Here is a 22,022-nt window from a genome sequence, read left to right as displayed (position 1 = left end):
GGAACACAGCGCCCGGCAGTCCCCTCCGTGGCCCCCACCGTCCGGCAGCCCGCAACAACTGCCCGGCAGCCCACCCCCAGTGTGCCAGCCCAAACCCGGCAACATTCCCCCGACAAAACCAACCATGGCCCGGACGCGCACCGGCAATCCGGCGCGCCACGGCATCCTGTCTCTGTCGAGGGGTTCTGCATGCACTCGCTTGCCACCGAGTTTCCGGTCGATCCGGCCACCGGCCCGGACGACTTCCTGCAGGCCATCGTGCACTGGCTCGATACCGACCAGCAGACCAGCCTCCCCACCGACGCCCTGCATGCCCTGCCCCGGAATGTCACCGGCAACCTGCAGGCCCTGATCACCGGGGAACCCAAACGCGCGCTTCCCCCGTTGACCAGCCCGGACGCCACCGAATCCCTGCAGGTACTGGCCACCATCACCCCCCACAGTGACCCGGCACGCCCCCATGAAACGCTGGCCGGCATCAGCTACAGCCGGCGCCAAGGCCCCATTCTCTGGACGACCACCGCCGTCTGGTCCAGCCAGCAGGCCGTCGGCGGGAAGGGGCTGCCCAGCGCCTGGGTGGGCCTGCGGGTTCGCAGCAGCGCCGACGACCCCATGCAGCGCCTGCCCGTCGACCGTCACCCCGCCATCGTCCGCTGCATGCTGGACCGCCTTGGCGGCGGGCAGGATGGCCCGTTCACCGCCAGTGCCTCACCCCGCGCCCTGAGCAGTGGCCATGACCTGATGCTGGCCGCCAGTGCGGTGCTCGGCAGCACCGGCAACCGCATGCCCGTCGTCTACGTCAGCGCAAACTTCCAGCATGGCCACGCCGTCAATCCGGCCCGGCTGGCAAACGAACTGGCCGGACTGGCCCACGTCCTGGTCGAACCCGGCAACAATTTCTCCCGCCAGCTGCAGCGCCAGACCGACGGCGTCAACGTCTATGGCGGTACCGTCGGCATCCACTGGCCCGAGGGGGGCGAAAAACGCGCCTTTTTCCTGGGCTCGCTCTACCGGACGGCTGCCGAACTGCATGACGTGATTCGCGAGGACATCCGCCGCACCCACATCAACCGTCGCCCCCTGCCCCGCTGCACCTGGACCCACCTGCGCGAAAGCAGCTCGCGCAACGCCATCGCCGTGCTCAGGTCATCCGGTTCCGGTTCGGTCGAGGACTACATCCGCAATTTCGACGAAGAACTGGCCGCCCGGGAGCAGCAGCTGCAGGAAGCCGAACATGAAATCCGCCGCCTCGAACAGGAACTGCGACGCCACAGTGCACACCCCGGCGGCATGACCCCGTTGCTCAGATCCGGAGAAGAACGCGACTTCTACGACAACGAAACCCTGTGCATCCTGCTCGATGCACTGCAGGAAGCCAGCCAGCGCGGTGTGCCCGGCGAAAGCCGCCGCCAGCACGTGCTCCTTTCCATCCTGAAGGCAAACCCGCGCCCACCCGGCTGCCTGGCCAGCCAGTACCGCGACACCCTCAAGAACCTGCTGCGTGGTACCACCACCCTCGACACCCGCACCCGACGCGGTCTGGAAAAACTGGGATTCACCATCACCGACGGGGGCAAGCACTACAAGCTGGTCTACCAGGGTGACGACCGCTACACCTATACCCTGCCCAGCAGCGGCAGCGACTACCGCGGCGGCCTCAACGCCGCTTCGGACATTGGGCGGCTAATGTTCTGAGGTTCTGGCGCGTCGGGGCGTCCGCTGATATCGTGTCGCCACTGCAAACCGGCGGAGGTCACGCGCAGAATCCCGGCGTATGCATGCCACCGCTCATCTGCGGGCAGACGAAGAGGCCCATGACACGCTTCAGACAGCCTGACCGCTCACACGCAAACGCTGGACGGTCTGGCGCGCCCCCCATATCTGACCCGTTTCCTTCCCGGGATAAAACCGCCAGCAGCACCGTTCACACCAATGGGCCAAAACCCCGTGCCGCTCACACGATCTCACCCAGCACATCTCCCGCAGACACAGCCGCACCCGCCGCAACCAGCCGCCTGAGCGTTCCCGCCACCGGTGCCGTCACCTGCGTCTCCATCTTCATCGCCTCCATCACCGCCACCGCCCGCCCGGCAGTCACGGTCTCGCCCTCACCCACCTTCCAGTCCAGCAACGTGCCGGCCATCGGTGCCAGTACCGCAGGCTGCGCCGCTTCCTGTCCTGACGCCCCCGGCAAGCCACCTGCGCTCCCCCAGGCTGCGCCCAGGCCCCCGGACCCGGCGGGATGTCCGCCACTCGCCGTCCCATCAGCCCTCAGGCCCGCCGCCCCGGCCACACCGGCGGCCAGCACTCCCACCAGCTGCGCCGGCAGCCCCAGCATCACCCGTCGTCCATCCAGCTCCACCGGCATGCGCACGAGCGGCAGGCTGCCCAGCGGCTCCGGCCGTACCGAGGACGCCAGATCATCGGCAAATTCCGTTTCGATCCAGCGCGTGTGCACATGAAAGCCGCCATCACCCACCGCCACGAAGGCCGGCGCATTCAGCACCGCCCGGTGAAACGGCAGCACGCTCGGCACGCCCTCGATGATGAATTCCGCCAGTGCCCGGCCCGCACGCATCAGCACCTGCTCGCGGCTGTCACCGTATACGATCAGCTTGGCCATCATCGAATCGAACTGGCCGGCCACCACCGAACCACTGTCCACCCCGCTGTCCAGCCGGATGCCCGGCCCGGACGGGGGCACGAACCGTTCGATGCGCCCCGGCATCGGCAGAAAGCCCCGCCCCACATCCTCGGCATTGATGCGAAATTCCATCGCGTGCCCGATGGGTGCCGGCGTTTCCGTCACGGACAATGGCAATCCATCGGCCACCCGCAACTGCTCCACCACCAGGTCGATGCCGGCGGTAATTTCCGTCACCGGATGCTCCACCTGCAGCCGCGTGTTCACCTCCAGAAACGAAATGGTGCCATTGCGACTCACCAGAAACTCCACCGTACCCGCGCCCACATATCCCGCCGCCGCACAGATATCCTTTGCCGCCTGATGAATGCGCGCACGCTGCTCCGCCGTCAGGAAAGGTGCAGGAGCCTCTTCCACCAGTTTCTGGTTGCGCCGCTGCAGCGAGCAGTCGCGCGTGCCCAGCACCACCACATGGCCATGCGCGTCGGCCATCACCTGTGCCTCCACGTGACGCGGCCGGTCCAGATACTGCTCGACAAAGCATTCACCCCGTCCAAAGGCCGTGGTGGCCTCGCGCACGGCCGACGCATACTGCCCGGCCACCTCATCCATCTGCCAGGCCACCTTCAGCCCGCGCCCGCCGCCACCAAAGGCGGCCTTGATGGCAATGGGCAGACCGTGCTCGCGCGCAAAGGCCAGCACCTCATCGGCACTGCCCACCGGGTCCGTCGTTCCAGCCACCAGCGGAGCGCCGACGGACGCGGCGATTTTCCGGGCGGCCACCTTGTCGCCCAGCTGTGCAATGGTGTCGGGCTTCGGCCCGATCCACACCAGGCCGGCATCGATCACCGCCTGCGCAAACGCGGCATTTTCCGAGAGAAAGCCATAGCCCGGGTGCATCGCATCCGCCCCGCTGCGATGTGCGATGTCCAGCAGTTTTCCGATGTTCAGATAGGTTTCTGCCGGGCGCTCGCCCTGCAGCGCATGTGCCTCATCGGCCAGCCGCACGTGCAGTGCATCCTGATCCACGTCGGCATACACCGCCACGCTCTGCACGCCATGATCGGCACAGGCACGAATGATGCGCACCGCAATTTCGCCGCGGTTGGCAATCAGGACTTTCTTGATCATTTTCCATGTTCCACGAAGGGCGCCACCACCCGGAAGCGCACGAAGGTCCCTGCCGGCAGCTGTGCCGCCCGGTCCAGATGATACGGTGCCACACAACCGATCACCGGGTATCCGCCGGTGAGCGGATGATCGGCCAGAAACAGCACGGGCTGCCCATTGGCAGGCACCTGCAGCGCCCCCAGCGCCGTGCCTTCCGAGGGCAGCTCCACCCCGGCATATGCGGCCGCACGCTGCAGCAGTGCTTCTCCCTGCAGCCGCAGCCCCACCCGGCTGGACTGCTGAGTCACCTGCCAGCCCTGCTGCACCAGTCGCCGAAGTGATTCATCATCAAACCAGTCGGTGCGCGGTCCCAGTGTGATGTCCAGTACGATGGCATGTCGCCAGGCAGCCGGGGGGTCTGCCGCGGCCGTGCCCTGCACGGCCACGTGTGCCGTCCCTGAACCCGGTCGCACATCCCCATCCGTCACCTGCGTCTGGGCATCACCCCGTACGGACGTACCGTCACCTGCACCTCTGGCGCCAGGCGATGTCTCCGGCAGGTGCGGCAGCAGCACTTCCAGCGTCGGGCTGCCGGCCTCCGGCGCATCCACCGCACCGCGGATCAGCCCGCCTGCCCGCAATCGCTGGCCCGCCTGCAGCGGTTCCGGTCCCACACCCGCCAGCGTATCGGTGGCGCAGCTGCCCAGTACCGGCGCCACGGCAAAGCCACCCCGTACGCCCAGATACGTGCGCAGCCCGCGTTCGGGCGCCCCCACCGTCAGTACATCGCCCGGGTCCAGTGCCAGTGGCTGGTGACGGACCGCCGGCAGCAGCCGGCCCTGCCCATCCCGCAACGTCAGGGGCCCGGTTGCCCCGGTCAGCGCCACCACCGTGCGCTGCAGCGTCCGTACGGAAAATCCGCCATGCAGCAGTTCGACCACCGGCGCATCCGGCACATTGCCCAGCAGCTGGTTGGCCAGCCGGAAGGCCGTGCGGTCCAGCGCACCGGAGGCCGACACACCCTGCCCCGCCATCCCCGCCCGGCCGGCATCCTGAAACAGCGCCTGCAGGCCGGTGTGCAGCACTTCCAGTACGGTGATACCGTCCGGACCGGGCGCAGCATCCACCCCGGCGTCATGACCATGCAGGCCCGGCACACGCCGTTCAGTCCCGTGCAATGTTGCGCCCGCACCCGCATCGACCACACGCAGGTTTTCTGATTTCCCACGCGCATACGCCGCCTGCAGCGCCGCCCCCGCATCGGTGGCCACATCCACGAACTGCACCCGCATGCCGGGCTGCAGCAGCGCAGGCGTTGCGCGGGCCAGATCCCACATCGGCACGTCGGTCGTGCCGATCAGCTGCCAGCCGCCTGGCGTAGCCCGCGGATATACCCCGCTGAAACGCCCGGCCAGCCCCACGGACCCCGCCGGAATGCGCGTGCGCGGGCTGCTGCGACGCGGCACATCGAACACCGGATCACCACCGGCCAGATAGGCAAAACCCGGCGCAAACCCGGTAAACGCCACCGTCCACACCAACGCCGCATGGCGACGCACCAGCTCGTCCGCCGTCAGCTTCAGGTACGCGGCCATCTCCGGCAGATCCTCGCCGTCATAGCGCACCGGAATCTGCACCAGCTCCCCCGCCTGCTCCCGTGCACGGGGGCGCCCCTGCCGTGAGCGGATCTGCGCCACCAGCGCCGCCTGAGTGCACACCCAGGGCTGAAACTGCACCAGCAGCGTACGGGCCGCCGGCACCAGATCCACCACCCCCTCGACCGGATCGGCCTGCAGTGCCTCCAGCAGGGCCAGCGTTTCGTCCAGACTGGACAGCTCGACCAGCACCGCATCCAGGCTCACGGGCAATATTCGCATCACAGCATCCTTTCATCCACACAGAACGGCCGCAGCACCACCCCGGCGGCAGACAGGGTATCGCGCACCGCCCGTGCCATCGCCACCGCATCCGGACTGTCGCCGTGCACGCAGATCGAATCGGCCGCCACGCGGGCCAGACTGCCGTCCACCGCCTCCACCACGCCTTCCTGCACCAGCCGCAGCATGCGTGCCGCCACCACGCCGGCATCGTGCAGCACCGCGCCCGGCGCACGCCGCGACACCAGCGTCCCCTGCGGGGTATAGCCCCGGTCGGCAAACGCCTCGGCCACCACCCGCAACCCGGCCGACCGCGCCCACGCCGCCAGCGGCGAGCCCGCCAGCACCACCAGCGCCAGATCCGCATCCAGCAGCCGCAGCGCCTCGATCACATCGGTAGCCTGCCGCTCGTCGTGCGCAATGGTGTTGTAGAGCGCGCCGTGCGGTTTTACGTAGCACACCTCGGTCCCTGCCACCCGGGCCAGCGCCTGCAGCGCGCCGATCTGGTAGATCACCCCCGCACGCAGGTCTGCCGAGGCCACATCCATCGCCCGCCGGCCAAAGCCCGCCAGGTCCGGATAGGCCACGTGCGCACCCACACGCACACCCCGCTGCGCCGCAGCCCGCAGCGTATCCAGCCCCCCGGCCGGATCACCCGCATGGAAACCGCAGGCCACGTTGGCACTGGTGACGATGTCGAGCATCGCCGCATCATCCCCCATTTTCCAGGCACCGAAACTCTCGCCCAGGTCACTGTTCAGATCGATCTGCTGCACGTGTTCGTCCTTCGCATGAAATCGTTGATCATCACGTCAAACCAGATATCCATTGTGCACCTGCAGGTTTCGCAGGGACGAATGAGTCTTTGAACCCCCTATCAGGGTGGGCCACAGGGAACCAGGGAAGGCTGACAACGCCCCCATACCATGATAGGTTCTCATTTCCCCCATTCCGGACCCCCATCCCGAAACACACCTGCCTGCGCCATGACTGCCCCCGACCACGGCCCGCAGACCGCCCTGTCCTCCGGCAGAAAGCTCTTCAACAGCTTCATCCGGCACGTCACCTGGAACCCGGAGGGCCTGCCTGCGCCCGACAGCTTCCGGCTGGACCGCGGCAGCTGCCACCTTGCCACCCACTTCGATTCCCGGGGGCTGGGCAAGGGCGACCTGAACGCGCAGGCCTTCGACAATGGCCTGATGGCCAGCATGCTGGCGGCCGACCTGCACCAGCCCGTCACCCGCCTCAACACCCGCGGCGACACGTTTGCCCCCGCCGTGAGCCTGCAGATGATGATGGGTGGCCGCATCGAATGGGTCGATGGCCGGGGGCAGTCCCACCAGAGCCACCGCCATCACGAACTCTGGACCTTCTCCGGCCTGCAGCACTGGCAGCGCTCCTCCATGCTGCCCAGTCTGCTGTCGCAGACCCACGTCACGGCCTCGGTCGAACTGCTCGCACGCTGGCAGGAAGACCTGCCCGATGGCGAAGGGCGCCGCCGCCTCCAGCATTATCTGGACTCGGCCCGGGCCGCCTCCCATTACCACGCCCAGAACCTGCCGGCCGCCATGGGCGGCATCGCCCTGCGCCTGCAGGCCCTGCTGCAGGACAGAACCCCGCCCACCCTGGCCCGGCGCCTGCAGATCGAGGGACTGGCCACGACCCTGCTGGGCCTCTGGCTGGAGATGCCCGAACAGGCCACCGCGGGCAGCCGGCACCGCTGGCAGCGTGCGGTCAGCGATACCCTCGACATCATCCACGCCGAGTACGCACGGAACCTCTCCATCGGCGACCTGGCGCGCCGTGTAGGCCTCAACGAGTGCTACCTGAAGCGTGCCTTTCGCGAACGCACCGGCATGGGCATTGCCGCCTGTGTGCGCCAGCTGCGCCTGAACACCGCCCTGGCCCTGGTCGAGGAGGGACGCGAGCCCATCCACGCCATCGCCCGGCACGTCGGCTACACCAACCCCAGCCACTTTGCCCGGGCCTTCCAGGAGCAGCATGGCTTCCTGCCCTCCGAGGTGCATCCCGACAGATCCCGCGAGGACACGTGATGAACACACCCGACCAGCCCACCGACTCGCCCGGCCGGCAGATGTTCGGGCAGTTCATCCAGCAGGAATCGGCCAGCACGGACGATCTGCCCCAGCCGGATGCCTTCAGCCTCGACATGCACGCCATGCATGTGGGCGCGCGTTTTCACGACCATGTCCTGGGGCACGGGCAGCTGGCCGCCCAGGCCTTTCACAGCGGCCTGCTGGTGAGCGGCCTGCAGGCCGGCCTGCAGCACGACATGGTGCGCACCAACGGCGTCATCGAAGCCCCTCCGCCCTGTCTGGTGCTGGAACTGATGATGGGCGGCCATGTGCAATGGACCGACCGGCACGGCGCCCGGCACCGGGGCGGCCCGCATGGCGAAATCTGGTGCTTCAGTGGTCTGCCCGACTGGCGCGAGCCGTGAGGTCGGCTACGCCAGCCCCAGCCAGTTTGCCCGTGCCTTCCGCGCCCTGCACGGTTTCTCGCCATCGGACGTGCAGCGGCAGCGGGCCTGAGAACCTGTCATGGCCCCATTCGTGGCCAGCACGGGAACGAATGCGTCCATGGCGCACGCAGGACGGAAGCGCACCGCCTCCAGCGTCGGCGTACTGAACAGGCTCTGCACGATCATCAGGGCACGTACGAAAAATTCCCGGTGCTGTCAGGTTTTTCCTGAACGGGGCATCCAAACAGGATGAGAATTCTTTGCATTCAATATTCAAAGGAGACCCATCATGCCCGAAGCCCCGTCCTTCCCGCCCGCACACCTGCAGCCCTCTCGCCGGCAACCGGCTCACTGGTTCCCTGTCTCCCGTCACGCCCGGAAGGCCCCCGCCAGGGCACCACGGCAGGCCGACCATGCGCTCCGGCCACACCCCTTGCCCCTCGCACCAGCCGAGCACCCGCAGTCCGGGCTGTTCGCCCGGCCACGGCCGCTGTTCATGGCCATCCTCGCCGCCTGCCTGGCCATGCCGGCCAGCGCCCGGACGGAGGAAGTCTCCGATCAGGTTCCGCCGGCAGCCGCCACCGCCGGCAGCCCTGCCGTCTCCGGCAGCAGCACGTCTTCACGGCAGGCGCCGGTGGGCACGCCCCTGCTGGCCCAGAGCAGCCATGCCCATGGCCGTGCCACCACCCTGCCGGACGTCACCGTGCACGCCCGCAAGGCCGAGGAAAAGGCAAAGGATCTGCCCTTCACCGTCAGCGTCACCGATGATGTCGATCTGGAAACCCGCCGCATCACCCGCATGGAAGATGTCCTGCGCGGCACGCCGGGCGTGGACGTGAACTCGTGGGGTGGCCCCGACAGCGCCAACGTGCGCATCCGCGGCGTGGGCTCGCTCTACCTGTCCGGCACCGACGACAACTCGGTCGTCGTCAATGTCGATGGCGTGCCCACCAGCGTCTCCAACGTCGGCCTCGGCACCCTGGATGCCGAGCAGATCGAGGTGCTCAAGGGGCCCCAGGGCACCCTCTTTGGCCGCAGCAGCACTGCTGGCGCCATCGATGTGCGCTCGGCACCGCCGGTGCTCAACCACTTCGGCGGACACGTGCGGGGTGAACTGGGCAACGATCATCATCATCTGGCCGAAGGCGTGCTGAACACGCCGCTGGGCGACACCCTGGCCGCCCGCATTGCCCTGCGCCACAGCGCACAGGACCTCTGGTACGAGAACAGCGCCACCGGCCGGCCCCTGTCCCGCCCGGCCGACCTGAACGCCCGCGCCAGCCTGCTCTGGCAGCCACAGGCCGCCACCCAGGTCCTGCTGCGCGCCTCGCGCAATACGGCCAAAAAGTACCAGAGCGCCATGCTGATGCGCCCCTACACCAGCCCGCCCACCCAGGACCTCGACACCGGCAGCAGCATTGCCGGCAACGAGCGCGCCATCAACCAGTACGCCCTGGAAATCCGGCACGACCTGCCCTGGGCACGGCTCACCTCGGTCACGGGTCGCGAAACCATCAACCACGACGAAACCAACCTCACCGGCCGGCGACGTGAATGCCGGCAACCGGCTGCCCGACGTTGCCCGCCTCTCGGTGCTGCTGGGCGTGCAGTGGGAACACCCGCTGCCCGCCTTTGCCGGCCTGGCCGCCCCGACGCTGGATGCCGCGCTCACCGTGCGCCACGTGGGCCGGCGCGCCGCCGACCCGCAGAACTCCTTCGATCTCGACAGCTACCGCAAGATCGACCTGCATGTGGGCGTGACCAGCGGCAGCACCGAGGTCTACCTGTGGGGCGACAACCTGCTGGATGAGCGCTACGACCTGTACGGCTACTACTTCAGCCCCACGCTGACCGTCGGCATGCCGTCACCGGGGCGCAGCGTCGGCATCGGCATCACGCACCATTTCTGACACGAAAAAGACGCATCGCCCGTGGGGGCAGCGCGCCCCGGCCCGATCCCGGAAAAGCGCCTGCCCCCATCCTGGCCCCGGAAAAACGCGCGTCCCCAGCCTGATCCAAAAAAATTCCTGCCCCGGGCCGGTCTTCCCGTCACCGGCACCGGGGCAGGCAGACAATGACCATCATGAGCCCGGATTCCACCTTCACAGGCACCACCGTGGGGGACAGCACCGCTGTCCCGCCCCTGTCACGGCAGGAATGGGCGCTGCTGTGCAGTGCCTACCTCAGCCAGTTCGTGGCCAGCAGCTTCTTCTACATGGCCATGACGGCCATCCTGCGCAGCCGCGGCGTCCCGCTGGAACAGCTGGGCTGGATCTATCTGCTGGGCATCGTGCCCGGCTTCAAGTTCCTGTGGGCACCGGTACTGGACCGCTACGGCTTTGGCCGGCACGGCCATTTCGGCATCTGGCTGGCCCTGATGCAGGCACTGCTGATCATCACGCTGCTGTGGCTGGGTATGCTGCCCATGTCACCGGAGCAGCCCCTGCCGCTGGCCGCCCTCGTCACCGGCTGTCTGCTGATCGCCCTGCTCACCAGCGTACAGGACATTGCCGCCGACGGCCTGTCGTGCCGGCTGCTCGGCCCCGCCCAGCGCGGCCTGGGCAATGCCCTGCAGATGGCCTGCGGCATGCTCGGCTTTGCAGCAGGCGGGGGCGGCGTGCTGATCATGGTCGAACACTGGGGCTGGCAGCCCGCCATCTGGAGCCTGACGGCCCTCAACACGCTCACCCTCGTCCAGGCCCTCGCCTACCGCGAGCCCGCCCACGCCCGGCCTGCCCCTCATGCGCAGCTCACCATCCCGCAGCAGTGGCAGCGCCTGTGGCGCTTCTGGCAGCAGCCCGGCACCGGCTGGCGCTGGCTGCTGGTGGTGGCCACCGCCAATGCCGGCTTCTGCATGGCCTATGGGCTGATGACCCCGATGCTGGTCGATGCCGGCTGGAGCATGGGGCAGATCGGCCAGTACCTGAACATCTACGGTGTGCTCATCGGCACCCTGTCGATGGGCGGCATCGGCCTGCTGATGCGGCGCTGGAGCCTGGCACGCACCATGCGCTGGGTACTGGGAGCGCAGATCCTTGCCGTGTTGGCCGTGATCCTGATGCACTGGGGCCTGAACCGGCACGCGCCCACCGCCCTCATCGTGCTGTGCATTGCCGCCTACATGGCCTTCTACACCCCGGTCGATGTGCTGCTGCCCACCCTGATGATGGAACGCGCCAGCGGCAGCACCCCGGCCACCGACTTTTCCATGCAGAATGGCATCTACTTCGGCAGTGGCATCCTGATCAGCAGCGCCGCCGGCCTGCAGCTGGCCGCGGCCACGGGCTATGGCACCACACTGGGCATCGCCCTGCTGGCCAGCATCGTGCTGGCCGTGGCCATTCCGCGCCTGTGGCGCAGTGCCAATGCCCGGGCGAAAGACCCTCAGAAAAACCCGCGTGCGTCATGAACACATTTATCCCCGCACTGGCCCCTGCCATGTGCCGGCAGGGGGCACTGCACATACACAGAAGCATTCACAGCACAAGAAAGCGTTCACCGTGTCGAACCAGTCCATGACACATGCCGGAACGCCCGGCAGCCAGCACATGATTCACATACGAATCACTGATCCGGAGCCATTCCTGACCACGACAGGAGACCCTCACATGAACCAGACCGTTCCCAACCTTACCGGCGTCCCCGAAACCACCCTCTGGCCCCTGCACAACCGCGCCAGCGAAGCGGCACGCCCCGACGGCTGCATCCACGACCCCAAATGTCTGGAAATCTACCGCGCGCTGGATTACGACTACGATCGCAGCTTCGGCCCCGCCGATGCCTCGCACGGCGTGCGCTCGCAGCTCTTCGACCAGAAAATCGCCGAATTCCTGCAGCAGCACCCCAACGGCGTCATCGTCAACCTGGGCGAGGGGCTGGAGACCGAACGCTTTCGCTTCGAAGAACCGGAATATGCCCAGTCCCTCTGGCTGTCGGTGGACCTGCCCGAAGCCATCGCCCTGCGCGAGCGCTTCATCCAGCCCGATGAACGCCATCTGCACATCCCGCTCAGCGCACTCGATACCGCCTGGTTCGATGCCGTACCACCGGATCGACCGGTATTCATCGCCGCCCAGGGGCTTTTCATGTACTTCACCGAAGACGAGGTCGGCACCCTGACCAAAGCCATGGCAAGGCGCTTTCCCGGTGCACTGCTGATGTTCGATTATCTGAACACCTTCCTGTCCAGAAAGACGATGAGCGACAAGGGCTGGATGAAAACGAAGCATTACCGCACCCCACCCATGCCCTGGGGCCTGGACCGTGACCAGCTCACGCCACTGTTCTCGCGCTGGCTGGAGCAGCCCGTGGAAGTGCACAACGTCACCTTCCTGTATCCGCGCGGCTTCTGGCACTGGTTCGTGCCCTTTGCCGAAAAACACCTGCCGCGCCTGATGAACAGGGTACCGGGCGTGTGCTGGCTACAGCTGCCCGACAGGCAGGGCTGAAACAACGGATCAGGCACCACGCACAGGCACCACCATGGCAGATACCCCTTCTTCCTCCCCGCAGCGCCGCGACGGCCTGTCCGGCGTGCAGCCTTCCCGGCGGGACCGCAGCCCTTGGCGCATCATGGATCCGGTGCGCGGCGGCATCCGCTTTGCCATGGCGCTGGCCATTGGCGGCTCGGCCCTTTCGGTCCTGTCACTGGCCCTGGTGGCATTCACGCTGCACGCCCTGCTGACGACCCCACACGCCTGGCCCTGGGCGCTGATGACCGGCCTGCTGGCCAGTACCGTGGGCGCCTTCCTGCTGCGCCAGGCGGCCTTCCGGCATTCGCACTACGCGGCCTTCCGGCTGGAAGCCATCCTGCGTACCCGGCTGGCCGACCACATCGCCCACCTGCCGCTGGGACGGGTGCAGACACTCGGTGCCGGGCAGATCGCCAAGGTCATTCACGACGACGTGAAAGCGTTGCATGTTTTCGTGGCTGATTCCACCCCTATGGTGGCCCGTGCCTATGCATCCCCCATCATCGCTACCATAGTACTGTTCTGGCTCGACTTGCCGCTGGCATTGGCGGCCCTGGCGGTGCCCGTAATGGGCTTCGCCATTATGGCGATGGTCATGCGCAACAGCCGTGAAATCAGTGAGCGTTATAACGCTGCCCGTGAACAGGTAGCAGCCGCCGTGGTCGAATTCGTGCAGGCCATGCCGGTCGTGCGCACCTTCGACACCGGCAGCACCAGCTTCGGCCGCTACCAGCGCGCCCTGCTCAACTACCTGAAAGTGCTGAAAGACTGGTATGTCAGCATGCGTTTCTCATCGCGATTTTCGCTCGCCATTCTCTCCACTCTGCCCACACTCACCGTGCTGCTGTGGATAGGCGGCTGGAAGTTTGCCCACGACACCCAGGATTTCAGCACCTGGATCGCCGCGCTGCTGATCGGTGCCGGCCTGGCCGAAGCCATCCTGCCAATGATGAGCCTGCATCACCTGGTCCAGAAGACCCTGATCAGCGTCGAGCGCATCCAGCAGATCCTGGCTGAGCCACTACTGCCCGAGGTTCCGGCCCCGGGCCAGCAGCCCGGCGACGCCAGCGTCGTGTTCGAGCACGTCAGTTTCAACTACGAAAAGGCCGAAGGACCGTCGGTACCTGGCGCGGGAACACCGGCTGACACCCGTACAGCCGACAGGGCCGACATCCCTGCCCTGCAGGACGTGAGCTTCACCGCAGCCCCCGGCACCATCACCGCCCTGGTCGGCCCGTCCGGCGCTGGCAAGAGCACCGTGGCCCGCCTCATCCCGCGCTTCTGGGATGTGGACGCCGGCCGCGTGCGGGTGGGCGGCACGGACGTGCGGGACATGACCGCCGACACCCTGATGCAGCAGGTGGCCTTCGTCTTTCAGGACACTTTCCTCTTCGCCACCAGCATTGCCGACAACATCCGCCTCGGCTGCCCCGACGCCCCGATGGACGACGTGATCGCCGCCGCCCGGGCCGCCCAGGCCCACGACTTCATCAGCGCCCTGCCCAGGGGATACGAGACCCATGCCGGCGAGCGCGGTACCTTCCTGTCGGGCGGACAGCGCCAGCGCATCACCATTGCCCGCGCCATCCTGCAGAACCGTCCCATTCTGGTGCTGGACGAGGCCACCGCCTTTGCCGATCCCGAAAACGAGGCAGCCCTGGTCCGCGCCCTCTCGGCCCTGATGCACGGCAAGACCGTACTGATGGTGGCCCACCGGCTGGCCACCATCCAGAACGCCGACCAGATCCTCGTCTTCGACCAGGGGCGCCTGGCCGAACAGGGGCGGCATGACGAGCTGCTGCAGCGCCACGGCGTCTATGCGCGCCTCTGGCAGAGCGGTCAGGATGCCGGGCAATGGAGCCTGCAGATTCCCGTCGATTGACTCCCCGTGACGGACCCTCTCATCGGCGCAGAGTCTCTTCGCGGACAACCCAAGATTCACCCCACCATGAACCATCGCACAGCCACCCACCAAGCCAGCCAACCGGATGTGCAGCATACCCATATTACCCCTTGGCGTGAAACCCTGCGGCAGCTGCTGCGCTCAGCTCAGCCGCACAGCCGCGCCTTCGCCCGTTCTCTGTGGATGATTCTGACCGCCGCCATCCTACATGGGCTGGCGCTGGCGTGCATCATTCCTCTTTTCCAAGCACTGCTGGACGGGCACACACCCAACTGGCACACAGCCCTACTTTGGCTCGTTCTGATCCTGCTGCTGACGCTGACCGTGCAAACCCTACGCTGGCAGGCCCAGGATTTCGACTACGATGGCATGCAAGCCGACGCCATCCACAACCTACGCACCCGACTGGGTGAACAGCTGCGCCGCATGCCTCTACTGAAGCTGCAGAGCCGGCGCACTGGAGAGCTCAGTGCTGTACTGCTCGGCAACGTCGATGAGAACCTCAACTACACCCTGACGATCTGCGGAGGCCTCATCAACGGCGTCGTCACGCCCCTGGTTTCCGCACTAGCCACCCTGTTATGGGACTGGAAACTGGGACTGGCCATGCTGCTGGTATTCCCAGCTATCATTCCGCTGCATCGCTGGCGCCGGCCCCAGCAGCAAAAAGTGGTGCGTGAACTGAACGATGCCCATACCCGCTGCCATGGCGACATCATCGAGTACACCCAAGGGTTGGCCGTCCTGCGGGCCAGCCGGGCCACAGGCTCCCATGCCGGCCAGCTGCAAGACACGGTTGAATGGCTGGAACGGCTGCAGGTCGACAGCCAGCGTCAGGGCATCAAGGCCAACGTCGTGATCTCCAGCGTGACGGAGGCCGGCATGCTGCTGATCATGGCCGCCGGCGTCACTTGGGTCACTCAGGGCCAGCTGGATCTGACCACACTGGCCGCCGTCACCATCATGCTGGTACGCTTTGCCGAACCACTGGCCCTTGTGTTCATTATGACGGGGATCATCGAGCACATCGAAACGGCTCTGATTCAGATCGACGAGCTGCTGGCCATCGAACCGCTACCGCAGCAGACACCGGCGCAGGTACCGCAGCAGTTCGACATCCGTTTCGATGACGTCACCTTTGCCTATGAAGCCCGCCCGGTGCTGTCCGGTTTTTCGGCCACGCTCCCGGCCCGCAGCATGACCGCCCTCGTCGGCCCCTCCGGCGGCGGCAAGACCACCGTCACCCGCCTGCTGATGCGCCATGCCGACCCGCAGCACGGTACCGTGACCATTGGCGGCGTGGACGTACGTGCCATCGAACCGGAACGGCTCAACCGGCTGGTGTCCGTGGTGTTCCAGGACGTGTACCTGTTCGACGACACCGTGCTGGCCAACATCCGCATGGCACGCCCCGAGGCGACGGATGCCGAAGTCCACGCAGCCGCCCGGGCCGCACACTGCCTGGAATTCATCGAGCGCCTGCCACAGGGCTGGAACACCCGCATCGGTGAAACCGGCGGGCGCCTGTCGGGCGGCGAACGCCAGCGTCTCAGCATTGCCCGTGCGCTGCTCAAGGACGCCCCCATCGTCGTGCTGGACGAGCCCACCGCAACACTCGACACCGAAAGCGAACGGGCCGTGCAGCGGGCCATCGAGACACTGGTGAAGAACCGCACCGTCATCGTCATCGCACACCGCCTCTCCACCATTGCCGGTGCCGGGCAGATCATCGTCGTGGACCAGGGCAAGGCACTGGAGACAGGCACCCACGAGGCACTGCTGGCAGGCAACGGACGCTATGCCGCCCTGTGGGCCGCACAGCAGCGTGCCAAACAGTGGCGCGCCGGGAGTGCCTGACGGATTCCGCGCCCTTACCCCTTCAAACGCAGGGAGAATGCGACACCCCGTCACAGCAGCGCAGGGAGAATGTAACGTTCCCTTCTCACAGCGCCTGCCAACACACCCTTCCATGCACCTGCTCATCCAGCGCGTCACCGAAGCCCGGGTCACCATCGCGGGTGAAACGGCCGGCGCCATCGGCCACGGCCTGCTCGTCCTCGTCTGCGCCGAACCGCACGACACCGAAGCCACCGTCAGCAAGGCCGTAGCCAAGGTTCTGAAACTGCGCATCTTCTCCGACGAAGCCGGCAGGATGAACCGCAGCGTCCAGGACGTGGGCGGTGGCCTGCTCATCGTCAGCCAGTTCACCCTGGCCGCCGACTCCCGCCAGGGCAACCGGCCCAGCTTCACCGGCGCTGCACCAGCGGCCCGGGGCGAGGCGCTCTACGACGCCTTCGTGGCCGAGGCGCGCCGGCTGCATCCCACCGTCGCCACCGGCCGCTTCGGCGCCGACATGCAGGTGGCCCTCATCAACGACGGACCGGTCACCATCCCGATGCAGGTGTGAGACAGCAGTAAACTCACTGGCTCAGCCACAAAAAACCACAGGAGACACCCCATGACAGGCTTTGCAGCCACCCTGCGTACCGAAACCGCCAGCGACTGGCAGGCCGCCATCACCCACCGCTTCGTGGATGAAATCTTTGCCGGCACGCTGCAGGACCAGCATCTGCGCCCCTATCTCGTGCAGGACTACCAGTTCTGCGACGCCTTCGTGGCCCTGCTGGGCGCTGCCATTGCCAGTGCCGACCAGTTTGCGGCACGGGTGAGGCTTTCGCAGTTCGCAGCCATGGTCACCAGCACCGAAAACACCTACTTCCAGCGCTGCTTCGACCTGCTGGGCGTCCCCGACGCCGACCGCATCTCGCCGCCCCTGGCCCCGGTCACCCGCCAGTTCCAGCAGCTGATGCAGGAAGCCGCCGCCACCCGCCACTATGCCAGCGCACTGGCCGTCCTGTGCGTGGCCGAGGGGCTTTATCTGGAATGGGCCGGCCAGCCGGACAGGCCACTGCCGCAGAGCGGCTTTCAGCACGCCGAATGGATCACCCTGCACGCCAACGACTTCTTCCGCGACTTCGTCGGCTGGCTGCGCAGCGAACTGGACCGGATGGGTACAGGTATCTCCCCGGCAGAACAGGACGAGGCCCGGCAGTTCTTTCACCGCGCAGTGGCTTTGGAACGCGCCTTTTTCGATGCGGTCTATACTGGGGCACTCGATCCACGGGCCTGAGTGTCTGGGCCGATACAGGAGGCTGTCGCATGTCCCATCCCCCGGTCACCATCCATACCCGCCGCGTCTACGAACCCCCACAACCCACGGACGGCACCCGCGTGCTGGTGGACAGGCTGTGGCCGCGCGGCATGCGCAAGGAAGATGCCCCCTTCCAGCTGTGGATCCGCGACGTGGCCCCCAGCAACGAGCTGCGGCACTGGTTCGGCCACGACGAGGCACGCTGGGATGAATTCCGCGAAAAATACATTGCCGAGCTGTCGACCAACCTCTCCAGCCTGCAGCCGCTGCTCGACATGGCCCGTCAGGGGCCGCTCACACTGCTCTATGCCGCGCACGACGAGGCACACAACAATGCCATCGTGCTGGCCGCCTACCTGAAGGACCTGCTGTCTCCCAAAAAACCCCACTGACTCATCGTCCCATTTTTTCAAAGGGCGTCTGGAGCGTGTCATGGGCTCATTCGTCCCCACGCTGGCCCCGAACCCGCGTGCGGAACACGCTCCCGTTCCTGCTGCCCCGACATGATTCGGGCAAGCAGACGCCTGCATCACGCATGTCTTCATCCCCTGGGGCTCCGCCATGCCACGCTTTGCTGCCAACCTGTCCTTTCTCTACACCGAACTCCCCTTCCTGGAGCGCTTTGCCGCCGCCGCCGAAGATGGCTTCAGGGGGGTGGAATACATGTTCCCCTATGAATACCCGGCCGAACAGCTGGTGGAGCAGCTGCAAAGGCACAAACTGGAACAGGTACTGATCAATTCACCAGCCGGCGACTGGAACGCCGGCGAGCGCGGACTGGCCTGCATTGCCGGCCGTGAAGCCGAATTCGCCGCCAGCATCGACAAGGCCATCGAATACGCCCACGCACTGAAGTGCCCACGCATCCATGTGATGGCCGGCCTTCGTCCCCGCGTCACCGAAAGCACCGAAACCGGGGCCGCCGCCCTGGATGAAGCCATTGCATCGTGGGACGACACCTACCTGAAAAACATCAGGGTGGCAGCCAAAAAGGCAGAGACCGCCGGCGTGCAGCTGCTGCTGGAACCCATCTGCCAGCACTGCATGCCCCGCTACTACATGGATGACCCGAAGCTTGCGCGCAACGTCATCCGCAAGGTGCGCAGCGAAAACCTGAAGCTGCAGCTGGATCTCTTTCACATCCAGCAGATCTGGGGTGATCTCACCCACATGATCAAATACCAGATGGAATTCAACCGCCTGGGCCACGTGCAGATTGCCGGTGTGCCGGACCGGCACGAGCCGGACATCGGCGAGGTCAATTACGACTGGCTCTTCAGGGTGCTGGACGAAACCGGCTACGACGGCTGGGTGGGCTGCGAATACAACCCGGTGCGCGGCGCCGTCCCCAACGGCACGCACGACGGGCTGGGATGGATGCGCAAGTGGCTGTGAACCAGCCTCATGCCCCGGCCCCCCACTCGACAACGACGGGCGTATGGTCGCTGGGTTTTTCCAGCTTCCGCGGCCCCTTGTCGATCCAGCAGCGCGTGACCTGGGGCTTCAGGTCATCCGTCACCAGAATCAGGTCGATGCGCAGACCCGCATTGCGCCGAAAGCCCAGCATCCGGTAGTCCCACCAGCTGAAGAACTTCGGCTCCTGCTCGAACAGCCGGAACGCGTCGTGCATGCCCAGATCCAGCAGCCCCTGCAGCGCCGCCCGCTCGGGTTTTGACACCAGAATGCCATCGGCCCATTTTTCCGGGTCGTGCACGTCGGCATCTGCCGGCGCAATGTTGAAATCGCCCGCCAACATGATGGCGGTGCCCGGCTCCTCCTGCTGCAGCTGCCTTATCCACTGCTGCATGGCGGCAAACCATGCCAGCTTGTACACGTACTTGTCACTGTCCACCGCCTGCCCGTTGGGGCAGTAGGCGCCGATCACCCGCACGGGACCGGCCGGCGTACCGAAGCGCGCTGACACCACCCGCCGCTGCGCATCCTCGAACAGCGGGTTGTCGAGATGCACACCTTCGGGGGTGTAGCCCCCTTCCCTGCGGTACAGCAGCGCCACGCCGTTGTACGTGGGCTGGCCGGTGAAGATCACCCCATAACCGGCTGCTTCGATGGCCTCCTGCGGGAATTTGTCGTCCGTCAGCTTGGTTTCCTGCAGGCACAGAAAATCCACCGGATTGGCCGCCAGCCAGTCCAGCACATGCTGAAGACGCATCTTCAGTGAATTGACGTTCCAGGTTGCAAGCTGCATCACGACTCCTCGAAAAGGCCCATTGTACGCTGGCCGCTCACGCCCCCGACCGGCTGAGCATCGGGACCAGAACAGAGATGACGATCAGGCTGATCATGAAGGCAATCGATTCGAAAGCGCCATACCTGCCCTTCAGAATCCGTTTCATGATCAGACTTCTGGCCAGAAGAACGGCAGGCGCCACCAGCGCCCCAACAGCCAGTGTCCTGAAAAAATCCGATGCCCTGAGGAAATCTATAAAATGATCCATGCCGTTCCTCCTTCCGTTTCACTTTCAGGTTGAAGAGTTCTATCGATCAGACAACCATCGTGATTCATGGGGGCGGTGTCCGGCTGCAGTAGCGGCTGCACCGGTTCAGCACATGCTGAAGACGCATCTTCGCGAATTGACGTGCGAGGTTGTGAGCTGCACGTGTTGGACACGCCAGCGCGAAGCAGATAAAGGGAGGGAGGACACGACCCCACAGGCCGGCCCTCCCCAATGACAAGGGATGGCACATCCATCCCAAAAACAGTCCGGGGCGCTTGTCATCACGCCACCGGCTGGCTGGATCAACGCCAAGACGGCCCCAGTCTTGCAAGCCCCTACGGGAACGCCCTTATTGTTCAACACTACCAGCACACTGACAGTCATGCCATCATCTCATCCACTCCCGTCACCTACGGACAGGCAAGCACACCCGCAGCAAGCCGCGCCCCTGAAAGATTGCGTGAAACTCGGTTCGCTGCTGGCATCGATTGCACAGGAAACAGGCGGGCTGATCGAAGAAGAAGTCGGCCGGATCGACAGCCTGCGCGACCATGCCCCACCCGAGAGACTCGAATTCAAATGATCGTTCCCGACGCCAATGTCATTTCGGAATAGCCGCATCCAGCATCAAGCACAGCGGTTACGTCAACATCAGCCCCGCTCCGACAGGGCGGCAAGAAAAGCAGCCTAGGCCATCTGGCTCAGCCATCAGACGGATGTTCAGTCCTCTGTCAATCTGGTGAAATGCCCGCATTCCATCCCAGGGCCTTCACCATGAATGCCAGCAGAACCCGCCACCACTGTGTAGCCCCGGCCCCTGCACCTTCACAGGGCGATACTCCCCGGCTGGATACATCCCCAGCCACAGAACGAGGGAGCACCCCACCCGGGGGCAGCCCCGCAGGCACTGCCGCCGACAGCGGCCAGCGCGTCAGCCATGACCAGAACTTCAAGAATCTGATCGTACAGTACCCGCGGCAGGCGCTGCAGTTCTTTGCGCCGGCCGAGGCCGAAGGTATCGACCGGCGGGTGAAGATCACCCCCGTCCGGCAGGAGCAGCTCAAGCCGCACCTGACCGACAGCTTCTTCGAACTGGACGTGCCGCTGCTGCTGGAATGGCCCGATGGCCGGCGCGAGGCGCTGATCTTCATCGTCGAGCATGAGTCGGACCCGGGCCGTTTCAGCATCACGCGCCTGGCCTCCTACTGCCTGGCGGTGGCCGAGGCGATGGGTACCACGCGGGTGATCCCGGTGGTCATCTTCATGCGGGACGGGCGGAACATCCCCCGCAGCATCACGCTGGGGTCAGACAGGAAGGACTACCTGCACTTCGAATACATCCCCTGTGTGCTGCCCCAGCTGCAGGCCATGGCGCATCTCACGACGGACAACGTGGTGACGGCCCTGTTGCTGCCGCTGATGCACTATGCCCGCGAGCACCGGGTCACGGTGTATGGCGAAGCGGTCCGTTCATTCTTCCGGCTGGAACGGAACGCCAACCGGCGGAGAAAGTACATTGATTTCATTGACATTTACGCTGATCTGGATGAGGATGAGCAGCGTGAGTACGCAGAGCGCTATACCGAGGAGGGCGCGCACATGGCAGGCATGAGAGAACGCTTTGAACAGCTTGGCGAACAGCGCGGCATCCAGAAGGGCCTTCTGAAGGGACTGGAGGAAGGCCGCAGGGAAGGTCGCATGGAAGGTCGTGAGGAGGGCCGTGAAGAAGGCATCCAGCTGGGTGAGGAGCGCCGCCTGCGCCAGATGCTGGCAAAGCTGCTGTCAGGCCGCTTTGGTCCACTGGATGCAGCCACCGAAGCCCGCCTGCAGAACGCCAGTCTGGAAACCCTCGATCACTGGAGCGACCGCATCCTGACCGCCAGCACTCTCGACGAGGTGTTCCGGCTGCAGTAGCGCCGCCCGGGAA

General features: G+C 65.8%; 19 protein-coding genes. 15 read left to right on the top strand and 4 right to left on the bottom strand.

Translation table 11 applies throughout. The features are described 5' to 3' along the window. The first annotated feature begins 189 nt into the window (after positions 1 to 189). A complete protein-coding gene (locus EHV23_RS14185; RefSeq protein WP_125096638.1) occupies positions 190 to 1,695 on the top strand; it encodes a hypothetical protein in 1,506 nt (501 codons plus the stop codon). A 259-nt stretch (positions 1,696 to 1,954) separates the two neighbouring features. On the opposite strand, the gene EHV23_RS14180 is transcribed toward EHV23_RS14185, so the two are convergent. From EHV23_RS14180 to EHV23_RS14170, 3 genes are read right to left on the bottom strand one after another with little or no spacing between them, the layout of a single operon-like run. Continuing rightward, positions 1,955 to 3,775, bottom strand: coding sequence for an acetyl/propionyl/methylcrotonyl-CoA carboxylase subunit alpha (locus EHV23_RS14180; RefSeq protein ID WP_203229015.1), 1,821 nt, complete (start codon positions 3,773 to 3,775; stop codon positions 1,955 to 1,957). After that, entirely contained in the window at positions 3,772 to 5,631 is a 1,860-nt protein-coding gene (locus EHV23_RS14175; protein WP_125096637.1) for a 5-oxoprolinase subunit B/C family protein, read from the bottom strand. The genes EHV23_RS14180 and EHV23_RS14175 overlap by 4 nt, the downstream gene beginning before the upstream one ends. Further along, complete coding sequence (locus EHV23_RS14170) at positions 5,631 to 6,407, bottom strand: LamB/YcsF family protein (RefSeq protein WP_125096636.1); 777 nt, start codon at positions 6,405 to 6,407, stop codon at positions 5,631 to 5,633. Before EHV23_RS14170 ends, EHV23_RS14175 begins: the two co-directional genes overlap by 1 nt. A gap of 210 nt (positions 6,408 to 6,617) precedes the next feature. Between EHV23_RS14170 and EHV23_RS14165 the strand changes: the two genes are divergently transcribed. The 12 genes from EHV23_RS14165 to otnI all read left to right on the top strand — a co-directional run bounded on the left by EHV23_RS14165 (position 6,618) and on the right by otnI (position 19,034). Further along, the gene (locus EHV23_RS14165; RefSeq protein WP_158615994.1) at positions 6,618 to 7,685 is read left to right on the top strand and encodes a helix-turn-helix transcriptional regulator; all 1,068 of its coding nucleotides are present in this window, start codon (positions 6,618 to 6,620) and stop codon (positions 7,683 to 7,685) included. Then, on the top strand, positions 7,685 to 8,092 hold the full coding sequence (locus EHV23_RS14160; RefSeq protein WP_125096634.1) for a hypothetical protein: 408 nt from the start codon (positions 7,685 to 7,687) through the stop codon (positions 8,090 to 8,092). Before EHV23_RS14165 ends, EHV23_RS14160 begins: the two co-directional genes overlap by 1 nt. Before the next feature lie 310 nt (positions 8,093 to 8,402). Next, complete coding sequence (locus tag EHV23_RS16530; RefSeq protein WP_125096633.1) at positions 8,403 to 9,923, top strand: TonB-dependent receptor; 1,521 nt, start codon at positions 8,403 to 8,405, stop codon at positions 9,921 to 9,923. After that, positions 9,871 to 10,023 carry a TonB-dependent receptor gene (locus tag EHV23_RS16525; protein ID WP_203229049.1) on the top strand — a complete coding sequence of 51 codons (153 nt, stop codon included), beginning with the start codon at positions 9,871 to 9,873 and terminating at the stop codon, positions 10,021 to 10,023. The genes EHV23_RS16530 and EHV23_RS16525 overlap by 53 nt, the downstream gene beginning before the upstream one ends. A gap of 173 nt (positions 10,024 to 10,196) precedes the next feature. Then, entirely contained in the window at positions 10,197 to 11,522 is a 1,326-nt protein-coding gene (locus EHV23_RS14150; protein ID WP_158615992.1) for an MFS transporter, read from the top strand. A 199-nt stretch (positions 11,523 to 11,721) separates the two neighbouring features. Then, the gene (locus tag EHV23_RS14145) at positions 11,722 to 12,561 is read left to right on the top strand and encodes a class I SAM-dependent methyltransferase (RefSeq protein WP_125096631.1); all 840 of its coding nucleotides are present in this window, start codon (positions 11,722 to 11,724) and stop codon (positions 12,559 to 12,561) included. Between the two features lie 124 nt (positions 12,562 to 12,685). After that, entirely contained in the window at positions 12,686 to 14,467 is a 1,782-nt protein-coding gene (locus EHV23_RS14140; protein WP_125096891.1) for an ABC transporter ATP-binding protein, read from the top strand. A gap of 66 nt (positions 14,468 to 14,533) precedes the next feature. Further along, positions 14,534 to 16,345, top strand: coding sequence for an ABC transporter ATP-binding protein (locus EHV23_RS14135; RefSeq protein WP_125096630.1), 1,812 nt, complete (start codon positions 14,534 to 14,536; stop codon positions 16,343 to 16,345). Positions 16,346 to 16,457: 112 nt separating this feature from the next. Beyond that, positions 16,458 to 16,895 (top strand): D-aminoacyl-tRNA deacylase, encoded by a 438-nt coding sequence (gene dtd / locus EHV23_RS14130; protein ID WP_125096629.1) that lies wholly within the window; start codon positions 16,458 to 16,460, stop codon positions 16,893 to 16,895. A 51-nt stretch (positions 16,896 to 16,946) separates the two neighbouring features. Next, entirely contained in the window at positions 16,947 to 17,618 is a 672-nt protein-coding gene (locus EHV23_RS14125) for a TenA family protein (protein ID WP_125096628.1), read from the top strand. Positions 17,619 to 17,647: 29 nt separating this feature from the next. Further along, complete coding sequence (locus EHV23_RS14120; RefSeq protein WP_125096627.1) at positions 17,648 to 18,031, top strand: DUF488 domain-containing protein; 384 nt, start codon at positions 17,648 to 17,650, stop codon at positions 18,029 to 18,031. 169 nt (positions 18,032 to 18,200) lie between these two features. Then, positions 18,201 to 19,034: a 2-oxo-tetronate isomerase gene (otnI, locus tag EHV23_RS14115; RefSeq protein ID WP_125096626.1), complete on the top strand. Its 834-nt coding sequence runs from the start codon at positions 18,201 to 18,203 to the stop codon at positions 19,032 to 19,034. Positions 19,035 to 19,041: 7 nt separating this feature from the next. Here the strand turns inward: otnI and xth are convergent, their stop codons facing one another. Next, complete coding sequence (gene xth, locus EHV23_RS14110) at positions 19,042 to 19,845, bottom strand: exodeoxyribonuclease III (RefSeq protein WP_125096625.1); 804 nt, start codon at positions 19,843 to 19,845, stop codon at positions 19,042 to 19,044. Between the two features lie 710 nt (positions 19,846 to 20,555). Here xth and EHV23_RS16430 point away from each other — a divergent pair. Next, positions 20,556 to 20,678 (top strand): hypothetical protein, encoded by a 123-nt coding sequence (locus EHV23_RS16430; protein ID WP_275265108.1) that lies wholly within the window; start codon positions 20,556 to 20,558, stop codon positions 20,676 to 20,678. Between the two features lie 191 nt (positions 20,679 to 20,869). Next, entirely contained in the window at positions 20,870 to 22,009 is a 1,140-nt protein-coding gene (locus EHV23_RS14105) for an RpnC/YadD family protein (RefSeq protein ID WP_238990470.1), read from the top strand. The last annotated feature ends 13 nt before the right edge of the window (positions 22,010 to 22,022 follow it).

It is taken from the genome of Lautropia dentalis, assembly GCF_003892345.1.
GTDB lineage: Bacteria > Pseudomonadota > Gammaproteobacteria > Burkholderiales > Burkholderiaceae_E > Lautropia > Lautropia dentalis.
Note: the sequence above shows the minus strand (reverse complement) of the source record. Positions and strands in the feature narration are given on the sequence as shown.